The sequence below is a fragment of the Mammaliicoccus sp. F-M27 genome (assembly GCF_022387115.1).
Taxonomy (GTDB): Bacteria; Bacillota; Bacilli; order Staphylococcales; family Staphylococcaceae; genus Mammaliicoccus; species Mammaliicoccus vitulinus.
Window position 1 is genome coordinate 125,436 of the sequence record NZ_JAJNIE010000003.1, and the last position, 18,477, is coordinate 143,912.

Annotated in this window: 25 protein-coding genes and 1 tRNA gene; 9 read left to right on the forward strand and 17 right to left on the reverse strand. The window is 30.3% G+C overall.

Translation table 11 applies throughout. The features are described from left to right. Window positions 1–343: 343 nt before the first annotated feature. The 5 genes from LQ598_RS05075 to LQ598_RS05095 all read right to left on the reverse strand — a co-directional run bounded on the left by LQ598_RS05075 (window position 344) and on the right by LQ598_RS05095 (window position 4,295). Window positions 344–682 (reverse strand): hypothetical protein, encoded by a 339-nt coding sequence (locus tag LQ598_RS05075; protein ID WP_119596281.1) that lies wholly within the window; start codon window positions 680–682, stop codon window positions 344–346. A 665-nt stretch (window positions 683–1,347) separates the two neighbouring features. Beyond that, window positions 1,348–1,560 (reverse strand): VraH family peptide resistance protein, encoded by a 213-nt coding sequence (locus LQ598_RS05080; protein WP_107537504.1) that lies wholly within the window; start codon window positions 1,558–1,560, stop codon window positions 1,348–1,350. Window positions 1,561–1,935: 375 nt separating this feature from the next. Next, window positions 1,936–2,124: a hypothetical protein gene (locus LQ598_RS05085; protein WP_119596280.1), complete on the reverse strand. Its 189-nt coding sequence runs from the start codon at window positions 2,122–2,124 to the stop codon at window positions 1,936–1,938. Window positions 2,125–2,479: 355 nt separating this feature from the next. After that, on the reverse strand, window positions 2,480–3,727 hold the full coding sequence (locus tag LQ598_RS05090; RefSeq protein ID WP_119609429.1) for an aminoacyltransferase: 1,248 nt from the start codon (window positions 3,725–3,727) through the stop codon (window positions 2,480–2,482). Between the two features lie 85 nt (window positions 3,728–3,812). Further along, complete coding sequence (locus LQ598_RS05095; protein ID WP_016912229.1) at window positions 3,813–4,295, reverse strand: CHAP domain-containing protein; 483 nt, start codon at window positions 4,293–4,295, stop codon at window positions 3,813–3,815. A 190-nt stretch (window positions 4,296–4,485) separates the two neighbouring features. Between LQ598_RS05095 and LQ598_RS05100 the strand changes: the two genes are divergently transcribed. The 4 genes from LQ598_RS05100 to LQ598_RS05115 all read left to right on the forward strand — a co-directional run bounded on the left by LQ598_RS05100 (window position 4,486) and on the right by LQ598_RS05115 (window position 8,024). Beyond that, window positions 4,486–4,576: transfer RNA gene (locus LQ598_RS05100), tRNA-Lys, on the forward strand. A gap of 501 nt (window positions 4,577–5,077) precedes the next feature. Continuing rightward, window positions 5,078–6,175, forward strand: a complete 1,098-nt coding sequence (locus LQ598_RS05105) for an efflux RND transporter periplasmic adaptor subunit (protein ID WP_107537080.1) — start codon at window positions 5,078–5,080, stop codon at window positions 6,173–6,175. Beyond that, window positions 6,172–6,852 carry an ABC transporter ATP-binding protein gene (locus LQ598_RS05110; RefSeq protein WP_107537079.1) on the forward strand — a complete coding sequence of 227 codons (681 nt, stop codon included), beginning with the start codon at window positions 6,172–6,174 and terminating at the stop codon, window positions 6,850–6,852. Before LQ598_RS05105 ends, LQ598_RS05110 begins: the two co-directional genes overlap by 4 nt. Then, window positions 6,849–8,024, forward strand: a complete 1,176-nt coding sequence (locus tag LQ598_RS05115; protein ID WP_107537078.1) for an ABC transporter permease — start codon at window positions 6,849–6,851, stop codon at window positions 8,022–8,024. The genes LQ598_RS05110 and LQ598_RS05115 overlap by 4 nt, the downstream gene beginning before the upstream one ends. A 279-nt stretch (window positions 8,025–8,303) precedes the next feature. Here LQ598_RS05115 and LQ598_RS05120 read toward each other — a convergent pair whose 3' ends face one another. Together LQ598_RS05120 and nfsA are read right to left on the reverse strand one after the other, a co-directional pair. Then, the gene (locus LQ598_RS05120) at window positions 8,304–8,765 is read right to left on the reverse strand and encodes a nuclear transport factor 2 family protein (RefSeq protein WP_016911901.1); all 462 of its coding nucleotides are present in this window, start codon (window positions 8,763–8,765) and stop codon (window positions 8,304–8,306) included. A 22-nt stretch (window positions 8,766–8,787) separates the two neighbouring features. Beyond that, entirely contained in the window at window positions 8,788–9,528 is a 741-nt protein-coding gene (nfsA, locus tag LQ598_RS05125; protein ID WP_107537077.1) for an oxygen-insensitive NADPH nitroreductase, read from the reverse strand. A 131-nt stretch (window positions 9,529–9,659) separates the two neighbouring features. Between nfsA and LQ598_RS05130 the strand changes: the two genes are divergently transcribed. Further along, window positions 9,660–10,010 (forward strand): winged helix-turn-helix transcriptional regulator, encoded by a 351-nt coding sequence (locus LQ598_RS05130; protein WP_016911903.1) that lies wholly within the window; start codon window positions 9,660–9,662, stop codon window positions 10,008–10,010. Window positions 10,011–10,149: 139 nt separating this feature from the next. On the opposite strand, the gene LQ598_RS05135 is transcribed toward LQ598_RS05130, so the two are convergent. Continuing rightward, window positions 10,150–10,992 (reverse strand): LysR family transcriptional regulator, encoded by an 843-nt coding sequence (locus tag LQ598_RS05135; RefSeq protein WP_107537076.1) that lies wholly within the window; start codon window positions 10,990–10,992, stop codon window positions 10,150–10,152. A 97-nt stretch (window positions 10,993–11,089) separates the two neighbouring features. On the opposite strand from LQ598_RS05135, the gene LQ598_RS05140 reads away from it, so the two are divergent. The 3 genes from LQ598_RS05140 to LQ598_RS05150 all read left to right on the forward strand — a co-directional run bounded on the left by LQ598_RS05140 (window position 11,090) and on the right by LQ598_RS05150 (window position 13,450). Further along, on the forward strand, window positions 11,090–12,076 hold the full coding sequence (locus tag LQ598_RS05140) for a YeiH family protein (protein ID WP_239745335.1): 987 nt from the start codon (window positions 11,090–11,092) through the stop codon (window positions 12,074–12,076). Window positions 12,077–12,136: 60 nt separating this feature from the next. Then, on the forward strand, window positions 12,137–12,958 hold the full coding sequence (locus tag LQ598_RS05145) for a trypsin-like serine peptidase (RefSeq protein WP_107559238.1): 822 nt from the start codon (window positions 12,137–12,139) through the stop codon (window positions 12,956–12,958). Between the two features lie 75 nt (window positions 12,959–13,033). After that, window positions 13,034–13,450, forward strand: a complete 417-nt coding sequence (locus LQ598_RS05150; protein WP_016911922.1) for a DUF2188 domain-containing protein — start codon at window positions 13,034–13,036, stop codon at window positions 13,448–13,450. A gap of 563 nt (window positions 13,451–14,013) precedes the next feature. Here the strand turns inward: LQ598_RS05150 and LQ598_RS05155 are convergent. The 4 genes from LQ598_RS05155 to LQ598_RS05170 form a co-directional block, all read right to left on the reverse strand. Continuing rightward, window positions 14,014–14,388: a nuclear transport factor 2-like protein gene (locus LQ598_RS05155; protein ID WP_016912981.1), complete on the reverse strand. Its 375-nt coding sequence runs from the start codon at window positions 14,386–14,388 to the stop codon at window positions 14,014–14,016. Between the two features lie 68 nt (window positions 14,389–14,456). Continuing rightward, the gene (locus tag LQ598_RS05160; protein WP_016912980.1) at window positions 14,457–14,666 is read right to left on the reverse strand and encodes a hypothetical protein; all 210 of its coding nucleotides are present in this window, start codon (window positions 14,664–14,666) and stop codon (window positions 14,457–14,459) included. Between the two features lie 139 nt (window positions 14,667–14,805). Continuing rightward, window positions 14,806–15,582 (reverse strand): GH25 family lysozyme, encoded by a 777-nt coding sequence (locus LQ598_RS05165; protein ID WP_107559237.1) that lies wholly within the window; start codon window positions 15,580–15,582, stop codon window positions 14,806–14,808. 34 nt (window positions 15,583–15,616) lie between these two features. Continuing rightward, the gene (locus LQ598_RS05170; RefSeq protein WP_107559236.1) at window positions 15,617–15,820 is read right to left on the reverse strand and encodes a DUF6440 family protein; all 204 of its coding nucleotides are present in this window, start codon (window positions 15,818–15,820) and stop codon (window positions 15,617–15,619) included. Window positions 15,821–15,891: 71 nt separating this feature from the next. Between LQ598_RS05170 and LQ598_RS05175 the strand changes: the two genes are divergently transcribed. Then, on the forward strand, window positions 15,892–16,206 hold the full coding sequence (locus LQ598_RS05175; RefSeq protein WP_016912977.1) for a thioredoxin family protein: 315 nt from the start codon (window positions 15,892–15,894) through the stop codon (window positions 16,204–16,206). Window positions 16,207–16,208: 2 nt separating this feature from the next. Here LQ598_RS05175 and isaB read toward each other — a convergent pair whose 3' ends face one another. The 5 genes from isaB to LQ598_RS05200 all read right to left on the reverse strand — a co-directional run bounded on the left by isaB (window position 16,209) and on the right by LQ598_RS05200 (window position 18,358). Beyond that, a complete protein-coding gene (gene isaB / locus LQ598_RS05180) occupies window positions 16,209–16,760 on the reverse strand; it encodes an immunodominant staphylococcal antigen IsaB family protein (RefSeq protein ID WP_016912976.1) in 552 nt (183 codons plus the stop codon). A 129-nt stretch (window positions 16,761–16,889) separates the two neighbouring features. Further along, window positions 16,890–17,099 (reverse strand): hypothetical protein, encoded by a 210-nt coding sequence (locus LQ598_RS05185; RefSeq protein ID WP_107559235.1) that lies wholly within the window; start codon window positions 17,097–17,099, stop codon window positions 16,890–16,892. A gap of 14 nt (window positions 17,100–17,113) precedes the next feature. After that, window positions 17,114–17,299: a helix-turn-helix transcriptional regulator gene (locus LQ598_RS05190; RefSeq protein ID WP_016912974.1), complete on the reverse strand. Its 186-nt coding sequence runs from the start codon at window positions 17,297–17,299 to the stop codon at window positions 17,114–17,116. Window positions 17,300–17,312: 13 nt separating this feature from the next. After that, window positions 17,313–17,636 carry a hypothetical protein gene (locus LQ598_RS05195; protein ID WP_107559234.1) on the reverse strand — a complete coding sequence of 108 codons (324 nt, stop codon included), beginning with the start codon at window positions 17,634–17,636 and terminating at the stop codon, window positions 17,313–17,315. A gap of 389 nt (window positions 17,637–18,025) precedes the next feature. Continuing rightward, window positions 18,026–18,358 carry a YflT domain-containing protein gene (locus tag LQ598_RS05200; RefSeq protein WP_239745336.1) on the reverse strand — a complete coding sequence of 111 codons (333 nt, stop codon included), beginning with the start codon at window positions 18,356–18,358 and terminating at the stop codon, window positions 18,026–18,028. Window positions 18,359–18,477: the final 119 nt, after the last annotated feature.

Consider the following 18,477-nt stretch of genomic DNA (forward strand, 5'->3'; position numbering starts at 1 on the left):
TGCTAGGTTCAATTCCAAGAGACATCTTGAGATATTTGAACAGTCAATTAAAAGGGAAAGCATTCTACTCACATATTTCCCCAATGAGCCCGTTAAAAAGACTGTGACTTGTTAAATTATAAAATTAAAATAAACCATCTCAAAACTTTTCAAAGTTGTACGAGATGGTTTATTTTTTCGTTCTTTTTTACACCATCTTTTATTGTGAAGCAATCCAGTAATTGACGTTTATGACGAGAAAAATTAAAAAAAGAAAAGAACCCTAAATTAAACCGAACGATTGACACGCTTTTGGGTTTTTAGGGTTCAAAGTTTCTGTTCAAAAAGGAAATTGGAATAAATATTATTCATAAGAATTTAGTATTTCTTGACTTTTTTCTTGGAACATTTCAGAAATAATAAATGACTTTAAAATAGAAATTATATTTCTTCTTTTGAAAATAGGATTAATTTTCAAAGCTTTTTGTTCTAAAGCAAAATTATTACCGTTATAGTTTTTTATTAGTGTAGAGAATTCTCTTAAGTCTTTTTTAGATAAATCAAACAAAACTACAGTTTCCTGGATTGTAGGTTCTTTCATATCCTCAGCATGTAGTAGTCCAATAAGTGTTAATAAGCTAGTGTTGTGAAATCTTAATTTTTCAATTTCATCTAATAATAATTTGTATTCATTGCTTTCCAAAGAAATCTCTCCTTATAATAAAAATGCGTCTATAGCCCAAGCGATATTTCTAGCATAAGTTGTTGGAACTCCTGCAGAAAGTAAAGATTGGTAAATTTCACCGTGAATCATATTTTCTTATTAGTATATTTGGGTGGATACAATAAAAAATATAGAGATAAGTGATGAAAAAAATTTTTGTTTTTCATGTCTTGATAATAAGGGTAACTATTGTCGGGAAGGCTAGTTGCCCTTAAAGCATTGGTACGTCTAGTTTCAACCACAAGTTTTGAGTTTTTAGGGTTCAAAGTTTCTGTTCAAAAAGGAAATTGGAATAAATGTTATGAAAATAGTTTTGATTCTTATTATCAGTTTCTCTATTTTTAAGGTACTAAAATTTGAAGTACTAGAGAAATAAGGCATATAGTAATAGAAAAAATAGTTGAAAATATAAATACGTTTTTCCATGGAAGTCTTTTGTCATTGCGATTTAAAAAATTAATAGCAGTAGATATAATAAAAGTGGAGATTATAAATATCATAAATTCTGTAAAAGTTACCAAAAAATCGTCATCCTTTTGATCATAGTTTTGCGAGTTTCTTCTTGTCTTGATAATAAGGGTAACTATTTCGATTTGAAATGGTTACCCTTAATGTATTGGTATATCTAGTTTTGACCAAAAAAGTTACTTTTTATTTTCTAAATCATATTTTTTTGCTTCTTTTTTAGTTTCATCGCTTACTTCAAATAATAAATAATAAATTACAATACCGATTGGAACACCTAAGAATGGTGTTGTGAATGTACTTGCTATTAAAATCATAAGAATTAGCGAAATTAAATCCTCCCCATTCCATTTTTTGTTTAATAAATTATCTAACATTTCCTTAATCGACATAAACTAAACTCCTCCTTTTTAAAAACCTTTATCATATGTTCCGCTATATTAATAACAACTTCAAAGAGAAAATTAGAATGAAAATTTAAGTGTTTTTTTGTTTATTATATTTAATGAACCTTACTAAATATAATATATAAGCAATAAAAATAAATATATTAGCTAATAGAATTTGAGTAGTATTTATGTTGCCGAATTTGATACTAATTATTGTCCAAGATGTTATTACTATAAATAATAATAAACAAATCCATATATTAAAAAGTTTCTTCATAGTCTCACTCCTAAAATATTAGCAGAAAGTTGCACCGCCTGTTAAGCGATAAAATGCGCCAAAACCCTACCATGGAATTGGTTTAACTTTTGCTCTTTTAATCACTTTGCTTTTTTGTTATTTATAAATCTGATTAATAAAGCAGTAATTCCCATAAAAATAATTAAAATAAGCATGCTGATGTTAATTATTATTTTATATTGCTCATCACGTACAAATATTGAATTAATGATTATAGTTAAAGAAATAAGAATCAAAAGAATTGTAAAAATATTATATGTTTTTTTCATATTTATTTAACTCCTTGCTTTTTCAGCATACTTTTGTAAAGAATACTTCTTACTTCAAAAATATTTTATTTATAAACGAAACTAAACTGTAGATTAGGAAAGGTATTAATGAATAAATTATAATAATTATTATGTTGTCTTGCTGTTTAAAAACAAAATAAAACATAATAAAAACTAACAAGCTAGTTATTAAGCCTATTATAGGTAAATATTTGTAGTAAGTTTTTAAATTATTCTTATGTTTTTCGTTCATATGAACTCTCGCTTTTTTTATTTAGGTTCTCCAAAATTCATTTCAACTTTATCATATGTTCCGCTAAATTAATAACAACTTCAAAATGAATAATGGCATAAATTATTTAATTTTAGCTATCATTTTACTTATGAAATACCAATTTTTCTTTATCGGTTTTATGAAATCTCCTATATATTCTTCGATATCAGCGTTAAATCCTTTTTTAAATTGTTGAACGCCATAATCTTCAGATGTATCTGAAAAATCTCCGGTAACACCGTAAAAATTATATCTATTTATATTATGTTCTTTACTGAATTTGATCATATCCCCTTGGAGTTTGTAAGCACCCATAAACTCATTGTATCTTGGATTAGATCCACTTGATAAATAGTACATTTCATGATCATTATATACATATAACGCTGCTGCTAAGTCGATTTTTTCGCCATCTGTTTCTATTAAATTTTTAATTTTAGTCATTTTCTTTTCAGAACTTTTAAGTCTTTGCAACAGATTGGTCATAGCTGTCTTTTGTTTCTTAGAATTAGGATTTTCGTTTAATTTAGTTTCAGCTAATAGAACTTCTTCTTTTAGATTTTCGTTTTGTAAGTCTAATGTCTGTAAATATTCTTTTAGGTTAACTGTAGCTATTTTCAGCATAGAATTATCATGATATATTTTTTGCATTTCTTTGAAATATTCAAAACCTCTAAATGAAAAACCATGTTTTTCCTCAGCCATTTTAAATAATTCAAAAAATCTTTCTGTTTCGTTTATATTCAAATTTTCAATTTGTACGTTCATTTCTTCTGTTTTTTTGATATTGCGTCTTGTTTGGTAATTCATTTCTTTAAGTAGATCTTGTTCTGTTTTGTTTTTTAAGTCTAGTACAGATAACCAGCGTATTTGACTCATTGGTTGGTAACCAACTGAATACCCTTTATGTTTGTAACCTAGAGATTCTAAAATTGCTTTGAAATTTTGATGGTCGTACTCTTTTATAATTTGGCCATCAGCTGTGTGTGTTTTTATGACTAAGTATGGATCTACTAAAACAAATAGACAATTTTGTTTTAGTAGGTATTTCGTTAAGTTTTTAAAGAAGAAATTAACTAATTCTTTATCTTGGTAGTCCATTACAGGACCTCTATGTGAATAAAAGTATTTAAAAAATCTTAGTGTACGTGCTTCTGACAATAAAGAAGCTGCAACTATTTGATTATTTTCATCTTTTACTCCGACAATATGTACATCTTTTTTATTTTCATTTCGATATTCGAAGTGATTCGCGCTTTGAGTATAATGCGAAAAATTTTCTTGTGTGAATCTTTCGAATTCTTGTTTTGTAAGTTTTAAAAATTGCATAATATCACCTTTTCATATACATTAAAATAATATGGATATAAGTAATATATCCATATATTGGGTTCTAATTTTTTATTTTTTTGGATTAGTAAATATAGTTATAAGTTGCAGCTTGAGCTTTTGTTAAAGTTCTTGTTCCATAACCTAAACTAACATTGTAATTGTACTCTGATATTTGAATACTGCCATTTGCATTAACTTTTTCAACATAAGCTACGTGGCCTAGTCCGCCACCACCTTTTGAAGTTTGTAAAATAGCTCCTGCTACTGGTTTTCCACCTGTGCTAAAACCTGCATTTTGGGCTTCGCCTAGCCAATTTTTAGCATCCGTAAAACTTGATGGTAAATAACGTTTTGTTTGATTACGTTTATTATGTACATACCAAGTACAATTATTATTCCAATGGTAATTAGTTTGTGCTGTTGTGATTGGTCTTGGATAGTTATCTATAGCTGCAGCATGAGCTTCATGCTTTGAGAAGTTTGTTACTCCTGTATCTATATTTGTAACTCCTGTTAAAACTAAAGTTGATAAAATTGTGTATGTTGCTATTCTTTTAATACTCAATATATTCTCTCCTTGAATATTAGAACCCTCCAAAAGAGTATAACAATTATTTATAATTTTCAATGATTTTCATTAAATTAAAATATATGTTGTATTCTTTTATTATTATTGTTGTATTCATTGGTTATTTATGATATATTCTTTAAGTAATTAATTTATATTCTTTAAATATTTTATTTATATCATTTGTGGAGGGATACTCAAGCCTGGTTTAAGAGGATTGCCTTTTTAGGCAATTAGGAGCAGTAATGCTTGCGTTGGTTCAAATCCTTCTCCCTCCGTATACTAACCATTATTTATGTATTTAAAAGAGAGACCTAAACGGTCTCTCTTTTTTTGTTTATTTATTTCAATATTATTATTTTTGGATGCTAATAGTCATATTTATACCGTTTATTGTTATTTCTATTAATTATTTTTAGAATTTTTCGTAGGAACTATAAACCTAAGAACACATGCTAAGACGAATAGCGTTACTATAATGATTGTTCTAAATTGGCCACTCATATCTAAAAATAATGTTACTAGTATTATTAAAAAACCAATGATATATAGATTTTCTTTGAAACTTTGTTTCATAATGAACACCTCAATTAAAATTTATTAACACATAGGCGATATTACTACTAGCATGCCCACACTTCAACAGCGCATAATAATATTTGAAATAATTTATTATATAATTAATATTCTTAAATTTTATAAATCTTATTTTTAATTTATTCCAACTATGATAACATTTTTGTTGTGTGATTATAAAATGAGTATAGGAGTGTAACATTTTGAAGAAAAAAGTTCTTTGGATAATCGGTATTATCGCTCTTCTATTATTAGTCGGAGTTGCTTTTATTATTAAGCAGACGACAGCTGAAGGTGGAGATGATGATAAAAAAGATGATTATGATACATATGAAGTTAAGGAAGAATCCCCTTTAAATATATCTGGGAAAGCTGCACCTACTAAAATTAAAACGTATAACAATAATGATCAGTTAGGCGATTTTGTTAGCACTGTCGTTGAAGATGGTCAAAAGGTTAAACAAGGTGATCAGTTGATTAATTATAATATTAATGATCAAAAGCGCCAAGATTCACAAGAAAAAGTCGATGAGGCTCAAAAAAAGGTTGATCAAGATTACCAAAATATCAATCAACAGCCTAATAATAATGATTTACAAAAAACATTATCTAAAGACTTGGATGTCCTAAATGATACTCAAAAACAATTGTCTAAATATAATAGTCAAGTGAATGAAAGTATGTATGCATCGTTTGATGGTAAAGTTGAAATGGACAATGATAATGAAGCCAATAGCGGAGAGCCTGTTTTAAAATTAGTATCTGATGAATCTCAAATTAAAACATCTATTTCTGAATTTGATATTAATAAAATTAAAGTCGGAGATTCAGTTAATGTTTCAGTGAGCAGTACTGGTGATGAAGGTAAAGGTAAAGTTGCAAAAATTTCTGAATTACCTACTAGTTATGAAGATAAGAGCCAAGAAAGTGCAATGGGTGCATCTGAATCAGAAGGTGAAACGCCAGAGACGTCTAACCCTACTTCTAATAATCCTAGTGTCGGAAAAGACAATTCAAAATATCAAGTAACTGTTGGTAAGATTAATATTCCTATCCGCAGTGGCTTTTCAACTGAAGGTAAAATACCTTTAGATGCGATTAAATTACCTAAGTCTGTATTAGCAAAAGGCAACCATGTATTTGTTTTAGATAAGAACAATAAAGTTGAAAAACGACACATCAACATTACACGTCAAAATGGTGAAATTTTTGTTGAGAAAGGACTAAATTCTGGAGAAAAACTCATCGTTTCACCTAAGAAAACGTTAAATAATGGTGAAAAAGTTGAGGTATCTTCATGATAAATTTAGTGAATGTTAATCGACACTTTAAGAACGGAGAAGAAACAAACCATATTTTAAAAGATATCAATATTTCAATTGATACGGGTGAATTCATTGCCATTATGGGCCCATCTGGTTCAGGGAAAAGTACACTGATTAATATTTTGGGTTTTATAGATAGAGGTTACACAGGTCAATACTTGTTTAATGATGAAAACTATCAAAATGTTTCTGATAATAAACTTGCGTTTGTCAGAAATAAAACAGTTGGCTTTGTCTTTCAGAATTTCAAACTTATACAAAATAATACGATTATGGAGAATGTCAGTATTCCCCTATTATATTCAGGAATGTCTTCAAGAGAACGTAAGCAGCGTGTAGAATCTGTTTTAAGAGACGTAAACATTGAAGATAAAAAGAATTTAGTACCGAAAAAATTGTCTGGTGGTCAACAACAACGTGTCGCTATCGCTCGTTCTATTGTTAACAAACCAAAGTTCATCATTGCCGATGAACCAACTGGCGCACTCGACTCGCAAACATCTAAAGATATTATGGATTTATTCATACGTCTTAATCGTGAACAAAATACAACGATGATTATCGTTACGCATGATCGTAAAGTAGCAGAACAAGCCGACCGTGTTATCCATATTTTAGATGGACGTGTACAACGAGAAGAGGTGATTGAATGAAGAACTTACCAAATATCATCTCAATTTCACTTAAATCCATCATGAAAAATAAACGACGTAATATTTTTACAATGATTGGTATTATTATAGGTATCGCTGCAGTTATTACCATTATGTCGCTTGGTAATGGCTTTAAAAAGACAGCATCAGAAGAATTCGAAGACACGGGTGCAAGTAAAGGACAAGCCATGATTACCTATATGCCAGATGGTATGGAAGCTTCAGAAAACAACCCCTTCGATAAAGAAGATATTGAGCTCGTCAAACAAATTGACGGCGTGAACGATGCCAAAATCAAAGAAAATGAAGATGAAAGTTACTCTGCAGAAATGACGAATGCACAGAAACAATCTGATATTAATGTTTTCAAAAAAGAACAAGCAACTGATACATCAGAAGGCAAAGGTTTCTCTAAAACAGATAATGATTTAAATGAAAAAGTCGTTACGATAGATAATACTATAGCTGAAAATGTATTCAATAATGACGCTGTCGGAAAAACATTATTCATTGATGACCAAGGATTCAAAATCGTTGGCATTGTAAATAACGCTTTGTATGAAAATAGTGTTAATATGCCTAGTTCTACTTTCAACCGTTATATGAAAGACTTAAATCAAGATTTTCCACAGCTTGAATTAAAAATTTCTGATGATGGTAAGAAAAAAGAAATTGCAGATAAAGCAGCCAAACAATTAAACAAACATGGGTCTGGAATGAGCGAAGGTAGTTATCAATATTCAGATATGGAAGATGTCATGAAGAGTATTACACAAGTATTCGATGCCATCACTTATTTCGTAGCTGCCGTAGCAGGTATTTCACTCTTTATCGCAGGTATAGGTGTTATGAATGTGATGTACATATCCGTCGCAGAACGAACAGAAGAAATAGCCATACGACGAGCATTTGGTGCTAAAGGACGAGACATTGAAATCCAATTCTTAATCGAAAGTATCGTCTTATGTCTCATAGGCGGACTGATTGGCTTGATCATCGGTATATTAATATCCAAATTAGTCGCAGCCGTTACACCAGACATGGTACAAAGTGTCGTCAGCGTAGGTTCAATACTATTAGCAGTTGGCGTTTCAACACTCATCGGAATTGTATTTGGTTGGATACCAGCAAGATCCGCATCTAAGAAAGAGTTAATAGATATTATTAAATAAAATATAATTTTAAATAAAGTAATAAAGAGTACGGGCCATAAATGTCCTGAAAATTAAAAAGCAGTAGAAATTCATTATTAAAATTGAATTTCTACTGCTTTTCTTATTTAAAGTCCTTTTGGTAGCACTTAGAGCTACCATTTTTTATATTTTTTCGTTTGTTCTTTTAAGTACATGCTCTATATGTTGCAAGACTCACCAGACAAGCAACATACAAAACAATTAAACCTAAACTATCGTTTTTGATTCAAATACTTTAATACCTAACATTTAAAGATATTAATCAAGTAATGTCACATTTTCTTTACCCCAATATGCTTTTTGTTCAGTGACTTCACCTTGTTCGTTAAATTCGAATACATCTATTATATCAATAGAGATATTTTGTCCATTTACATCTACATATAGTTTAAATGCCATGGCTGCCGCATTTCCAAAAGAAGTACTTATAGGAGATATCAACTCTGCTCTTTGAGGTGTGAATGGTACATCAAAAATTTCTTTTAATTCATTAATCATATCTCCACCTCCAGTGGTAATAGGAGCTGTACCGACTGGATCTTCTCCTTTGAAATCACTGGAATAAGTAGCTCCAACACCTTTATGATTAATTGCATCAATGTGACTTTGCATTACTTGTTTCATGTGTTCTTCTGAAGGTTGGGCAGGTGCTATATTTAATTCTTCTTTTTCTTCTGTAAGATCTTCCATAAATGCTTTCCAACTAAAACGCTTATTCATATTTAAAACTCCTTTTTAATGATTATTTTATAGCATAACCTTGTTTATTAAGATAATTTAACATGTCCGGTTGAATGCTTCTTGCTAAATGATCATCAATATGATCGCTCCATCCTTTTATTTTTCTCGCAGTAAATGGTGCTGTTATTGGTCTACTCTCATAATACGCTCTCATTTGTTCATCATACGTTTTTATATCTTCTACATCAAAATCTTCATATTTATTGTTATGCATAACGACTTCTTGAGGTAATCTTGGTTTTAATGGGGCTTTTTCTTCTGCATGATGGCCGATACATAACCCTACTAACGGTATAACATACTTAGGTAATTCAAGTAGTTCAGATATTTCTTCAATATTTAGCCTAATACCACCGATATAAACACCACCTAATCCCATTGATTCAGCTGCTGTTAAAGCATTTTGTGCCATTAAACCAACATCAACAGCACCGATTTGTAAAAATTCTGTATAACTAATATCTACTTCCGGTGCTATTTGATGATTTCGATTAAAATCTGAACAAAATACCCAAAACTCTGCCGCTTCACCTATATAAGTTTGATCCCCACTAAGTTTCATCAGTTTATTGCGTACTTCTTTATCTGTTATACGAATAATCGATACAGCTTGTAGCAAACTAAATGATGAAGTTTGATTAGCAGAATTAAAAATATGATTAATTTGTTCTTCAGTTAATTGTTTATTTTCAAAGCTCCTTACAGAACTATGATTTTGTAGTAATTTTATTGTTTCATTCATGATAAATCCCTCTTTCTTTTTAATACTTTCTGATATACAATATATTAAAATACATAGTACCATAATGTAAGTAGGCAATAAAAAATGACATAGTATCAAAATTCGTACTAATGTGAATTGGAGGGGGTTATATGGTGAAAATATGTAATTATGGCTTTGACGAATCATTCGTGGAAGAACATAGAGATATGCATGGGATAGCATATACTCAAAATGTTTTATCTGGAAGATATAAAAATTTAATATTATGGTACTTAAAAGAAAATGATCGTAGATTTGGGGAAATCAAGAAATTTCTCACAAGCGTTTCACAAGGGTCTTTAACAAAACAACTTAGAGAATTGGAAAGTGATGAAATCATCACAAGAACAGTTTATCCAGAAGTGCCCCCTAAAGTTGTTTATGGATTATCCAAAAAAGGAAAAGATCTCATGCCAATAATAGATATGATGGAAGAATTCGGGAAGAAACATGGTAGATAAATTAATATATGCTTGAACTTCAATAAAAAAAGCTCCCTATCCGTGGAAATTAAATTCCGGATTGGGAGCTTTATTTTGATTTAAAAATTGTTTATTTGTATTTCTTTAAGTTGTATCACCTTAGATTACTCTTACTTCACTACCTAAAGTTATATGACTTAATTTCATCTATGATCGTATTGTATTTATTTGTTTTGTACCTTGCTTTGTTAGATACGATGAAGAAATTACGATATAAGTCTAAATCCGTTGTCGTTATAAATTCTTCATCAAATGACTTAATGGAGAAATTAGACAATATTGTATAACCCATATTTTGTTTAACGAGTTCTAAAATTAATTGGTTATCATTTATGACGACTTTACGTGACGTGAGGTTAAGTTGTTGTAATAACATATCTTGATAATATCTAATGCCAGAGCCTGTTTCTCTGACATAACATCTCATATCATTTAAGTTTTCATTAATCTTTTTATTTTTCACAAGTAATAACTTATCTCTTGTTAATACTTCGCTACTTATTTTGTCGTCTATTACTGGCTTCTCAATGATCCCTAAATCTATGGAGTAATCTTTTAAGCGACTTAAAATATCTGCTGAATTATATACATAAATATGTATGTTTAATTTTGGATACTTTGTTTGCAAGTGAATGGTTAAATCTAACAACATAGACTGTCCAAATGTATGACTTGTTCCTATTACAAACTTCCCTTTCACTTCTTCTTTATGCTGATTAATTTTTGTATATAATTGTTCATCTAATATCGCTAATTGACAGGCATAGTTATATAATTCTCTACCTTCTTCTGTTAATATGATTTGCTTTCTCGTATTTTCAAATATTTTAATTTGATACTTTTCTTCAAGTGTTTTGATATCTCTACTTATGGACGGTTGGGACTTAAATAGTTTTTCTGCGGCCTTTGTAAAACCGTCTTCTTCTACGATGAGTTTTAATATCTTCAATTTATCTTCCAACTTATCCACCTCATATCATTTTTGTTATATTATATATTTAAAAATAGCATTTCACAAATAATCAACTGCCCATTAAACTGTAGTTGAGGTGAAAGCTATGGGCATTCAAATGAACAAAAATTTCTTATTAGGTGTAGGATTCACATTTATTATAGCTATTGTGAGTATTTTGTTATCTAACTTACCTATTTTGAATAAAGTTGGCGCTTTAGCAATCGCCATCATAACAGCAATTATGTATAGACATTTTAAAGGTTATCCAACACAAATCGAATCGGGTATCGCTTTTTCTTCTAAGAAACTTTTAAGACTCGCCATTATACTTTATGGGTTAAAACTTAATTTATCTACGATTATTCATCAAGGAAGTACACTTTTAATATTTGATGTAGGTGTTGTCGCTTTTGCGATATGTTTTATTATGTTGCTTAATAAAATCATTAAAGGTGATAAAAACTTAGTATTATTATTAGGGATTGGTACGGGCGTATGTGGTGCAGCGGCTATTGCGGCAATTTCACCAATATTAAAATCTAAAGAGCGTGATATTGGTATAAGTGTTGGTTTAGTTGCGATTATGGGAACAATTTTTTCATTAACTTATACATTATTATTCGCTTTATTTCCTATGGATCCAACAGCTTATGGTATTTGGTCGGGTGCCAGTTTACATGAGATCGCACATGTCATATTAGCTGCTGATGCAGGTGGTTCAGAGGCACTTAGTATCGGGCTATTAACTAAATTAGGGAGAGTATTCTTACTTATTCCTTTAAGCATTATTTTCTTAGTTATCGTAAATAGAAAGAAATCTAATAAAGTTGCTCAAAAAATTGATTTTCCTTACTTCTTAATTGGCTTTTTAATAATGATTACTGTTAATACATTTGTGGACATTCCAGACGGCGTCTTAAATGTTATGAGCACATTTACAACATTAATCTTAATTATGGCAATGGTAGGCTTAGGGTTAAATGTATCGTTCAGCGACTTAAGAACAAAAGCACTCAAACCAATGATTGCAATGGCGATTACATCAGTCGTACTTTCAGTCATCACATATTTTGTAGCTGGCATTTTATAAACATTATATTAGGGTATAACATAGACAATATCTAATTTTGAGAAAGATTGTGATAAACCTATGTTATACCTTAAATTATATTTAGTACTTCTCATATCGGTATTTAATTATATTTTTGTACCTAATGACGAAACAGCAACTTATAAAGATACATTCACGAAAGCAACACATTCAGATTATGATGATGCTTTTAACCTTGGTTCACAAATACCAAATGATTCACTAACACTTAAACCATACAATACACATAGCAAAAATCATATCCAAGGAATTGGTAAAGTATCATCAGATGACACAGGCAAATCAGGAAGCGGCGCAACTGGTTTTGTCATTGATGACCATACCATTATTACCGCTTCACACGTAGCAAGTGATGACGATGGTAATAAAGAAACAAAGCAATTTTATTTCTATCCATCTAAATCAGATCAACAAATTCCTATGAAATTTAAAGTTAAAAAGTTTTATAAGTCATATGAAAGAGATGTAGCCGTACTTATTACAGAACAACGTTTATCTAAAAAAGTAAAACCGTTACAACTAGCATCCGAACAAGAAATAAAAAATATGAAATCTAAAGAACCACTGTACATGTTAGGATATCCGAACGAACATCAGTACAATGGTCAACTTATGTATCAATCAAAAGGTTACTTCCTTAAACCAACTAAAGATTACATTGAGTATATCGGACATTTGCATAGAACAGTCGGCTTTTCAGGGTCACCGGTGTTTAATAAAGACAATCACGTTGTCGGCATACATGCACATGGCATACGACCAGAAATAAAAATGAACCACCAATCAACAAGAGACATTTATACAGGTGGTCCACTCCTTACAGGAAAAACAAGAGATTTCATCAATCAACATCGTGAATGATAAGACGAAATTGTTTCACTTCATATATAAGTGGTAAACAATAAATGTATGTAAATATCGAAAGGATGATTATTTATGCCTTGGACAATGGATGATTACCCACAAAGTTGGAAAAATTTCGACGAGCTTAAAAGAAAAAAAGCTATTGATATTGGAAACGCTATGTTGAAAGACGGTTATAAAGAACAAGATACAATCCCTATTGCTACTAAACAAGCTGAAGAATGGTATAAAGATGCATCAAAAGAAGATTTAAACAAACTCAAAAATAAAAAAATCACACAACACGATGAAGATCGTTCTGCAAATCCTAAATTAAATGAGAAAGACGTACATGTATACTTTGAAGACGACGAATGGAAAATTAAAACAGATGGTGCTAAACAAGCAAGCGAAACATTTGATAAGAAAGAAGACGCGATGAAACGTGCTCGGAATATCACATCAAATCGAGATACAGAAATCATCGAGCATAAGAAAAATGAAAATTAAACACAAATAGAGTTAGGACATAAACGTCTTAGTTTAATGTTGATAGCCATTAAAGCTCAAGCAATTTATTTACTGTAGATGTCTTTACCAAAAACGCACAATATCTTCTGAGTCTTTGTGCGTTTTATCCAGATTTTACCAAAATCGCACGATATCTTCTGAGTCTTCGTGCGTTTTATCCATAATTTACCAGAATCGTACAATATCCTTTGAGTCTTCGTGCTTTTTATCCATATTTTACCAGAATCGCACAATATCTTCTGAGTCTTCGTGCGTTTTGGCCGTAACAATCATTGAACAACGTAATTCTAATTTCACTTGGATTCGTTCTCTACGATTTTGTAAAGTGCTGACGCCCGGGGGAATAGTATGAGAGAGAGACTACAGGCTCGAACCATACCCCCAGGCAAGCATGTACTTTCAAAATCGTAAGATTTTAAAATATAAAAAGATCTCTTCACTAGGCTAACCTAATGCAGAGATTTTTTATTTTGAGAATGGTTATTTATGTCCCAGAATCATTGGCATATTATCTATGATTCATTAAAGTTCTAATCATCATTTTATTGATTTGAGAATAATTGATCGTCTTTTGGTTGGTTTTCTAAATACACAATTTTTCCATTTGCATCTAATCTCGCAATATCTTTACCTTCTTGGGTATAAACGCCGGTCTCATATCTATTACCACAAATTGCCCAATGCGTTTCGAAACTACCATCTTCGTTTTGTGTCCAACCGTTATGCATATGTTTCAAGTCTTTGTTTGTTGTATACACACTTTTTACAAACTGTGTCCAAGCTTCTTTACCTTTAAATGTCTTATTATTCAATACAAATTCAATATCATCACTAAATAATGCATTTAACTTCTGGAAACTTTCTTCACTATATCTTGCTTCATCAAATAATATAAAATAGTCCTCTAATATTTTCATTTATTCACCTTCTTTTCATGTGATTATATCTTGCACATCGTTGGAAATAAATGATATCGACTTATGATTTAAATAACAAAATAAAATAAAACAATTAAACATATAAATAATAACAAGACACTTGTAAAGAATATCCACCCTTTATTTAATTCAGATTGATTTCGATTATTTTTAGACAGCATTGAATATATCATGCCGTCTTTCCCCATTAATATGATGATAGAATATGCTAGTAATATAAATAGAATAATGGCTAAAATAATAAATAATAAGTACATATGTTACACCCCTTTTTTCAAGTGCATCTATCTTACTATCCATTATAGTATATATTGTAACTATACACTCAATTATTCGATGCAAATAAAACTAGGATGAGATATAAATGTCCTAAACTCTAGATTTTTATAAGATTTTCTAAATAAACCAACTTGTTTGTACGTTTGGACCTAATACATTAGCATCTACATTTTGATCAAGTTCTTCTGAGTAATAACTATCTGTATACTGCCACAGCACGTGCTCTCTTTCAGGTTGTGCATCTTGATATGCTGCTAACCAATATCCGTCATATGACTGTACAGCAGTAGCGGTATGATTCAGCATAAAGTCTTCGTATGAATATAATAGTACTTTCTTATTTCCTGAATACTTTCTCATTTCATCTAACCATGCTTGTGTGCTCTCATCAGAGGTTCCTGATGTTACAGTTTCTTCTTCGTAATCATTAATGTAGAAGCTTGCGTTTGGTGCTCTATTGTACAATGCCTTTGCTTCTGTTCTTGCATCGCTAGCATTTTCGTACATACTATATGAATACACACCATATTTCATATTATTTTCTGCTAATAATTTTGAGTTTGTTGCAAAAGTTGCATCTTTATAATCTGAACCATATTGTGCTCTTAATATTATAAAATCATAATTCGCTTTTAATTTTTTAACTTGAGCGGATGTTAATGCTCCTTGCCACTCTGATAAATCTAGTATTGACTGATCTTTAGGAACGACTGCCGCTTCTTCAGTTTCTTGATTTTTTCTCAGTTGTGTATCTTTTTTATTTTCCATGTATTTCTTATAGCCATTACCCATTGTACCTTCTTCTTTTGATGCTTCTGCTACTTTTGATGATGTATTTATCATAATCATCAATAAAGTTATAGCTATTATGACACGCACAATTCTTTTAGACATTTAAATACTCCTTTTACTGTTATGGAAAACTCAATTATATTTTATCTATTATAGGGTTACCATTCTCATCTAATAAAGGCGTTAAACTGCTTCCAGCTCCTACCCATGCATGTATGTAATTTACGCCTGTTTCACGATCTACTATTACAGAGAATCTACCTAATGACTTAACTGTTTCTTTAGATTTTACGTAAAACCTTTCGTTATTTTCTTGATTGCTCTCTTTATTACCAAACATCTGATTCACTCCTTTTCTCATGTAATGGTATAATATTTGCTACTATATTTAAATGATAGGAGAATATTTTTATGAAAATTATTGATTCTTTTGACAAATTAAACGAAAAAATTGATGCACATGCATTCACTTTAATATATGTTTCTAGTGAAAATTGTTCAGTATGTAAAGCTGATCACCCAATCGTACAAAAAATGACTGAAGATTATCAAATTCCAGCTTATGAAATTGTTGCCGATCAAGTACCTGAAGCAGTTGGACAATTAAACTTGTTCACTTCACCCGTTGTATTACTTTATTACAATCAAAAAGAAGTCCATCGACAAGCCCGAATAATAGACTTTGATGAACTTCAATATCGTATTGAACAAATTACAAATTTATAACATTACTCGACTATTGTATAAAAATCAATTTTCGTTATCATACCATTTCCATCAGATGTGAAGGCAATTTTGTAACCATTTAAATCATAAGAATATTGACCTACTATACTACGAGGACTTCCCGTTTTAGTATAATCAAATCCATAAGATTCTCTAACATCATCTATAGATAAGTTAAATTGATTAGCGTTCGTCGGTTGTGCATTTGCATCTAAACCGTAATTACTATAAACATTTAAATTCTGATCATATAAATTAATATTTTTAGCTTCATCTTGATGTTCTTTAGCATAATCTTCATGTGCTGGTGTTTCATAACCATTTAATGAAAAGTTCCCTGATTCAAACCCTTTTTTGAAAGTGTCCGTTATAAAGAATCCAGGGTCATAACTTGCATATCCATTATAATAAGAAGTATAAGGTTGAGACGCTTGGCTTTCCATATTACTGTCGCTTGCTGCTTCCACTGTGTTCCCGTTGCTCGCTGCACCTACTGTAAATACTGACGCTAATGCTAAACCGCTTGAAACAAAAATCTTAGAAAATTTGTTCATTCGATTCCTCTCCCTTTTATAGATTATGTATCATAAATTGATACACCTTCATGCTACTACTTTAAAATTCAATTACAAGGGGTATAGAAGTAAACATTTATTGTTTTTTTATACTTTTGTTTAATAGTATTAATTTCGTGTAACGAATTTGAAATATGTTTGGATACTTGTAAATAAAATGATGCCAATTAATAATATTATCCAAACAACATTATATTCACCTGTGGTAAATTTTGTATATAAATTATAAATGACTAAAGCGAATATAAAATACACGACCGTATATTTAGATGCTATCAGTATATGTTGTTTTTCCATTTCATCTTGTTTTTTCAACACTATATTCCTTTCCTTTAAGAGAACAATTCATCCACCGTCACATTGAACGCTTTCGCTAATTTAAAAGCTAACGCCAAAGTTGGATCATATTTATCATTCTCAATTGCATTAATCGTCTGTCTCGTCACTTTAACGTTTTTACTTAACGTATCTTGTGACATCCCCATTTGCTTACGATATTCCTTAATTTTATTTTTCACGACTTTCCTACTTTCAACTGTATTTCTTCTTAACTATTAATACATTCATTGCATATACAATAAATAATATCACAACAAAGAATATCTCTGGATATTGAGTGAAAATATTATGCGCGTTTCCACTTATACCAGACAGTTTAATCGCTATATAAGACATTATCATCAAGAACATATAGCCAAACGTGTTAGACAATATTTCGAGTCTTATTCTTAATTGTCTTTCATCCAGCTGTCGTTCTTTTTTAAATTCTTTAGTATTAATTGCTATATATTTATAATAAACCGTCCACATCATCAATGTAATCATAATAAAAATCAACCACTTCAAAGCTATCAAATTAGCACCTCCAAATGTCAAAAACTTTTTACATTTATTATTCTAACATCTGTGCTAAATATGTCAAAAACTTTTTACATTTTGAGTTTGCGACAAATAAATATGAGCCAGGACATTAACATCCTAGATTAATATAAAAGAGCATGAATTCTTTGGAAAATAAGAATTCACACTCATTTTAACTGTCTACTTTGAAGTGAGCATATCAAGTCTTCGTGCGTTTTATCCAGATTTTACCAAAATCGCACGATATCTTTTGCTAGGCAAGCATGCACTTTCAAAATCGTAAAATTTAAAATAAAAAGATCTCTCCACTAGGCTATAACCTAATGGAGAGATTCTTTATTTTAAGCACGGGTATTTATGTCCCAGCTTCTTATACTATCTGATTATTCTAGTACTTCTTTTGCTTTATCATCTTTTGAGATTAAGAATACTTTATCTTCGTCCATTTTCTCTTCGTAGTCTTCTGCATCTTCTTTAGATAAACCTATTTCTATAAGTTTTGCTCTCAGTTCATCACCTTGTTTATCAAATGCTTTGCCAATATCTTTATTGTTGTAATCTATATTATTATAATCTGTATGTTCTACGATTCGTGCTGTACGGTCATCATCATGTGATAATACAAACACATCTGTCGGGTCGATATTTAATTCTTTCAGTTTGTTAATATCACGCTCTAATGATTCATCATTGATATAACTTTTTACTACTGTCATGAATAAATCCCCCATTTTCTATTTGATACTTGTTGTCTTCCCGTCTTATTTTTTATGAAACATTTTCACTTTTATTCAAATAACAGTTGTTATTTGTTGGTTCTTTTGTATAATTGATA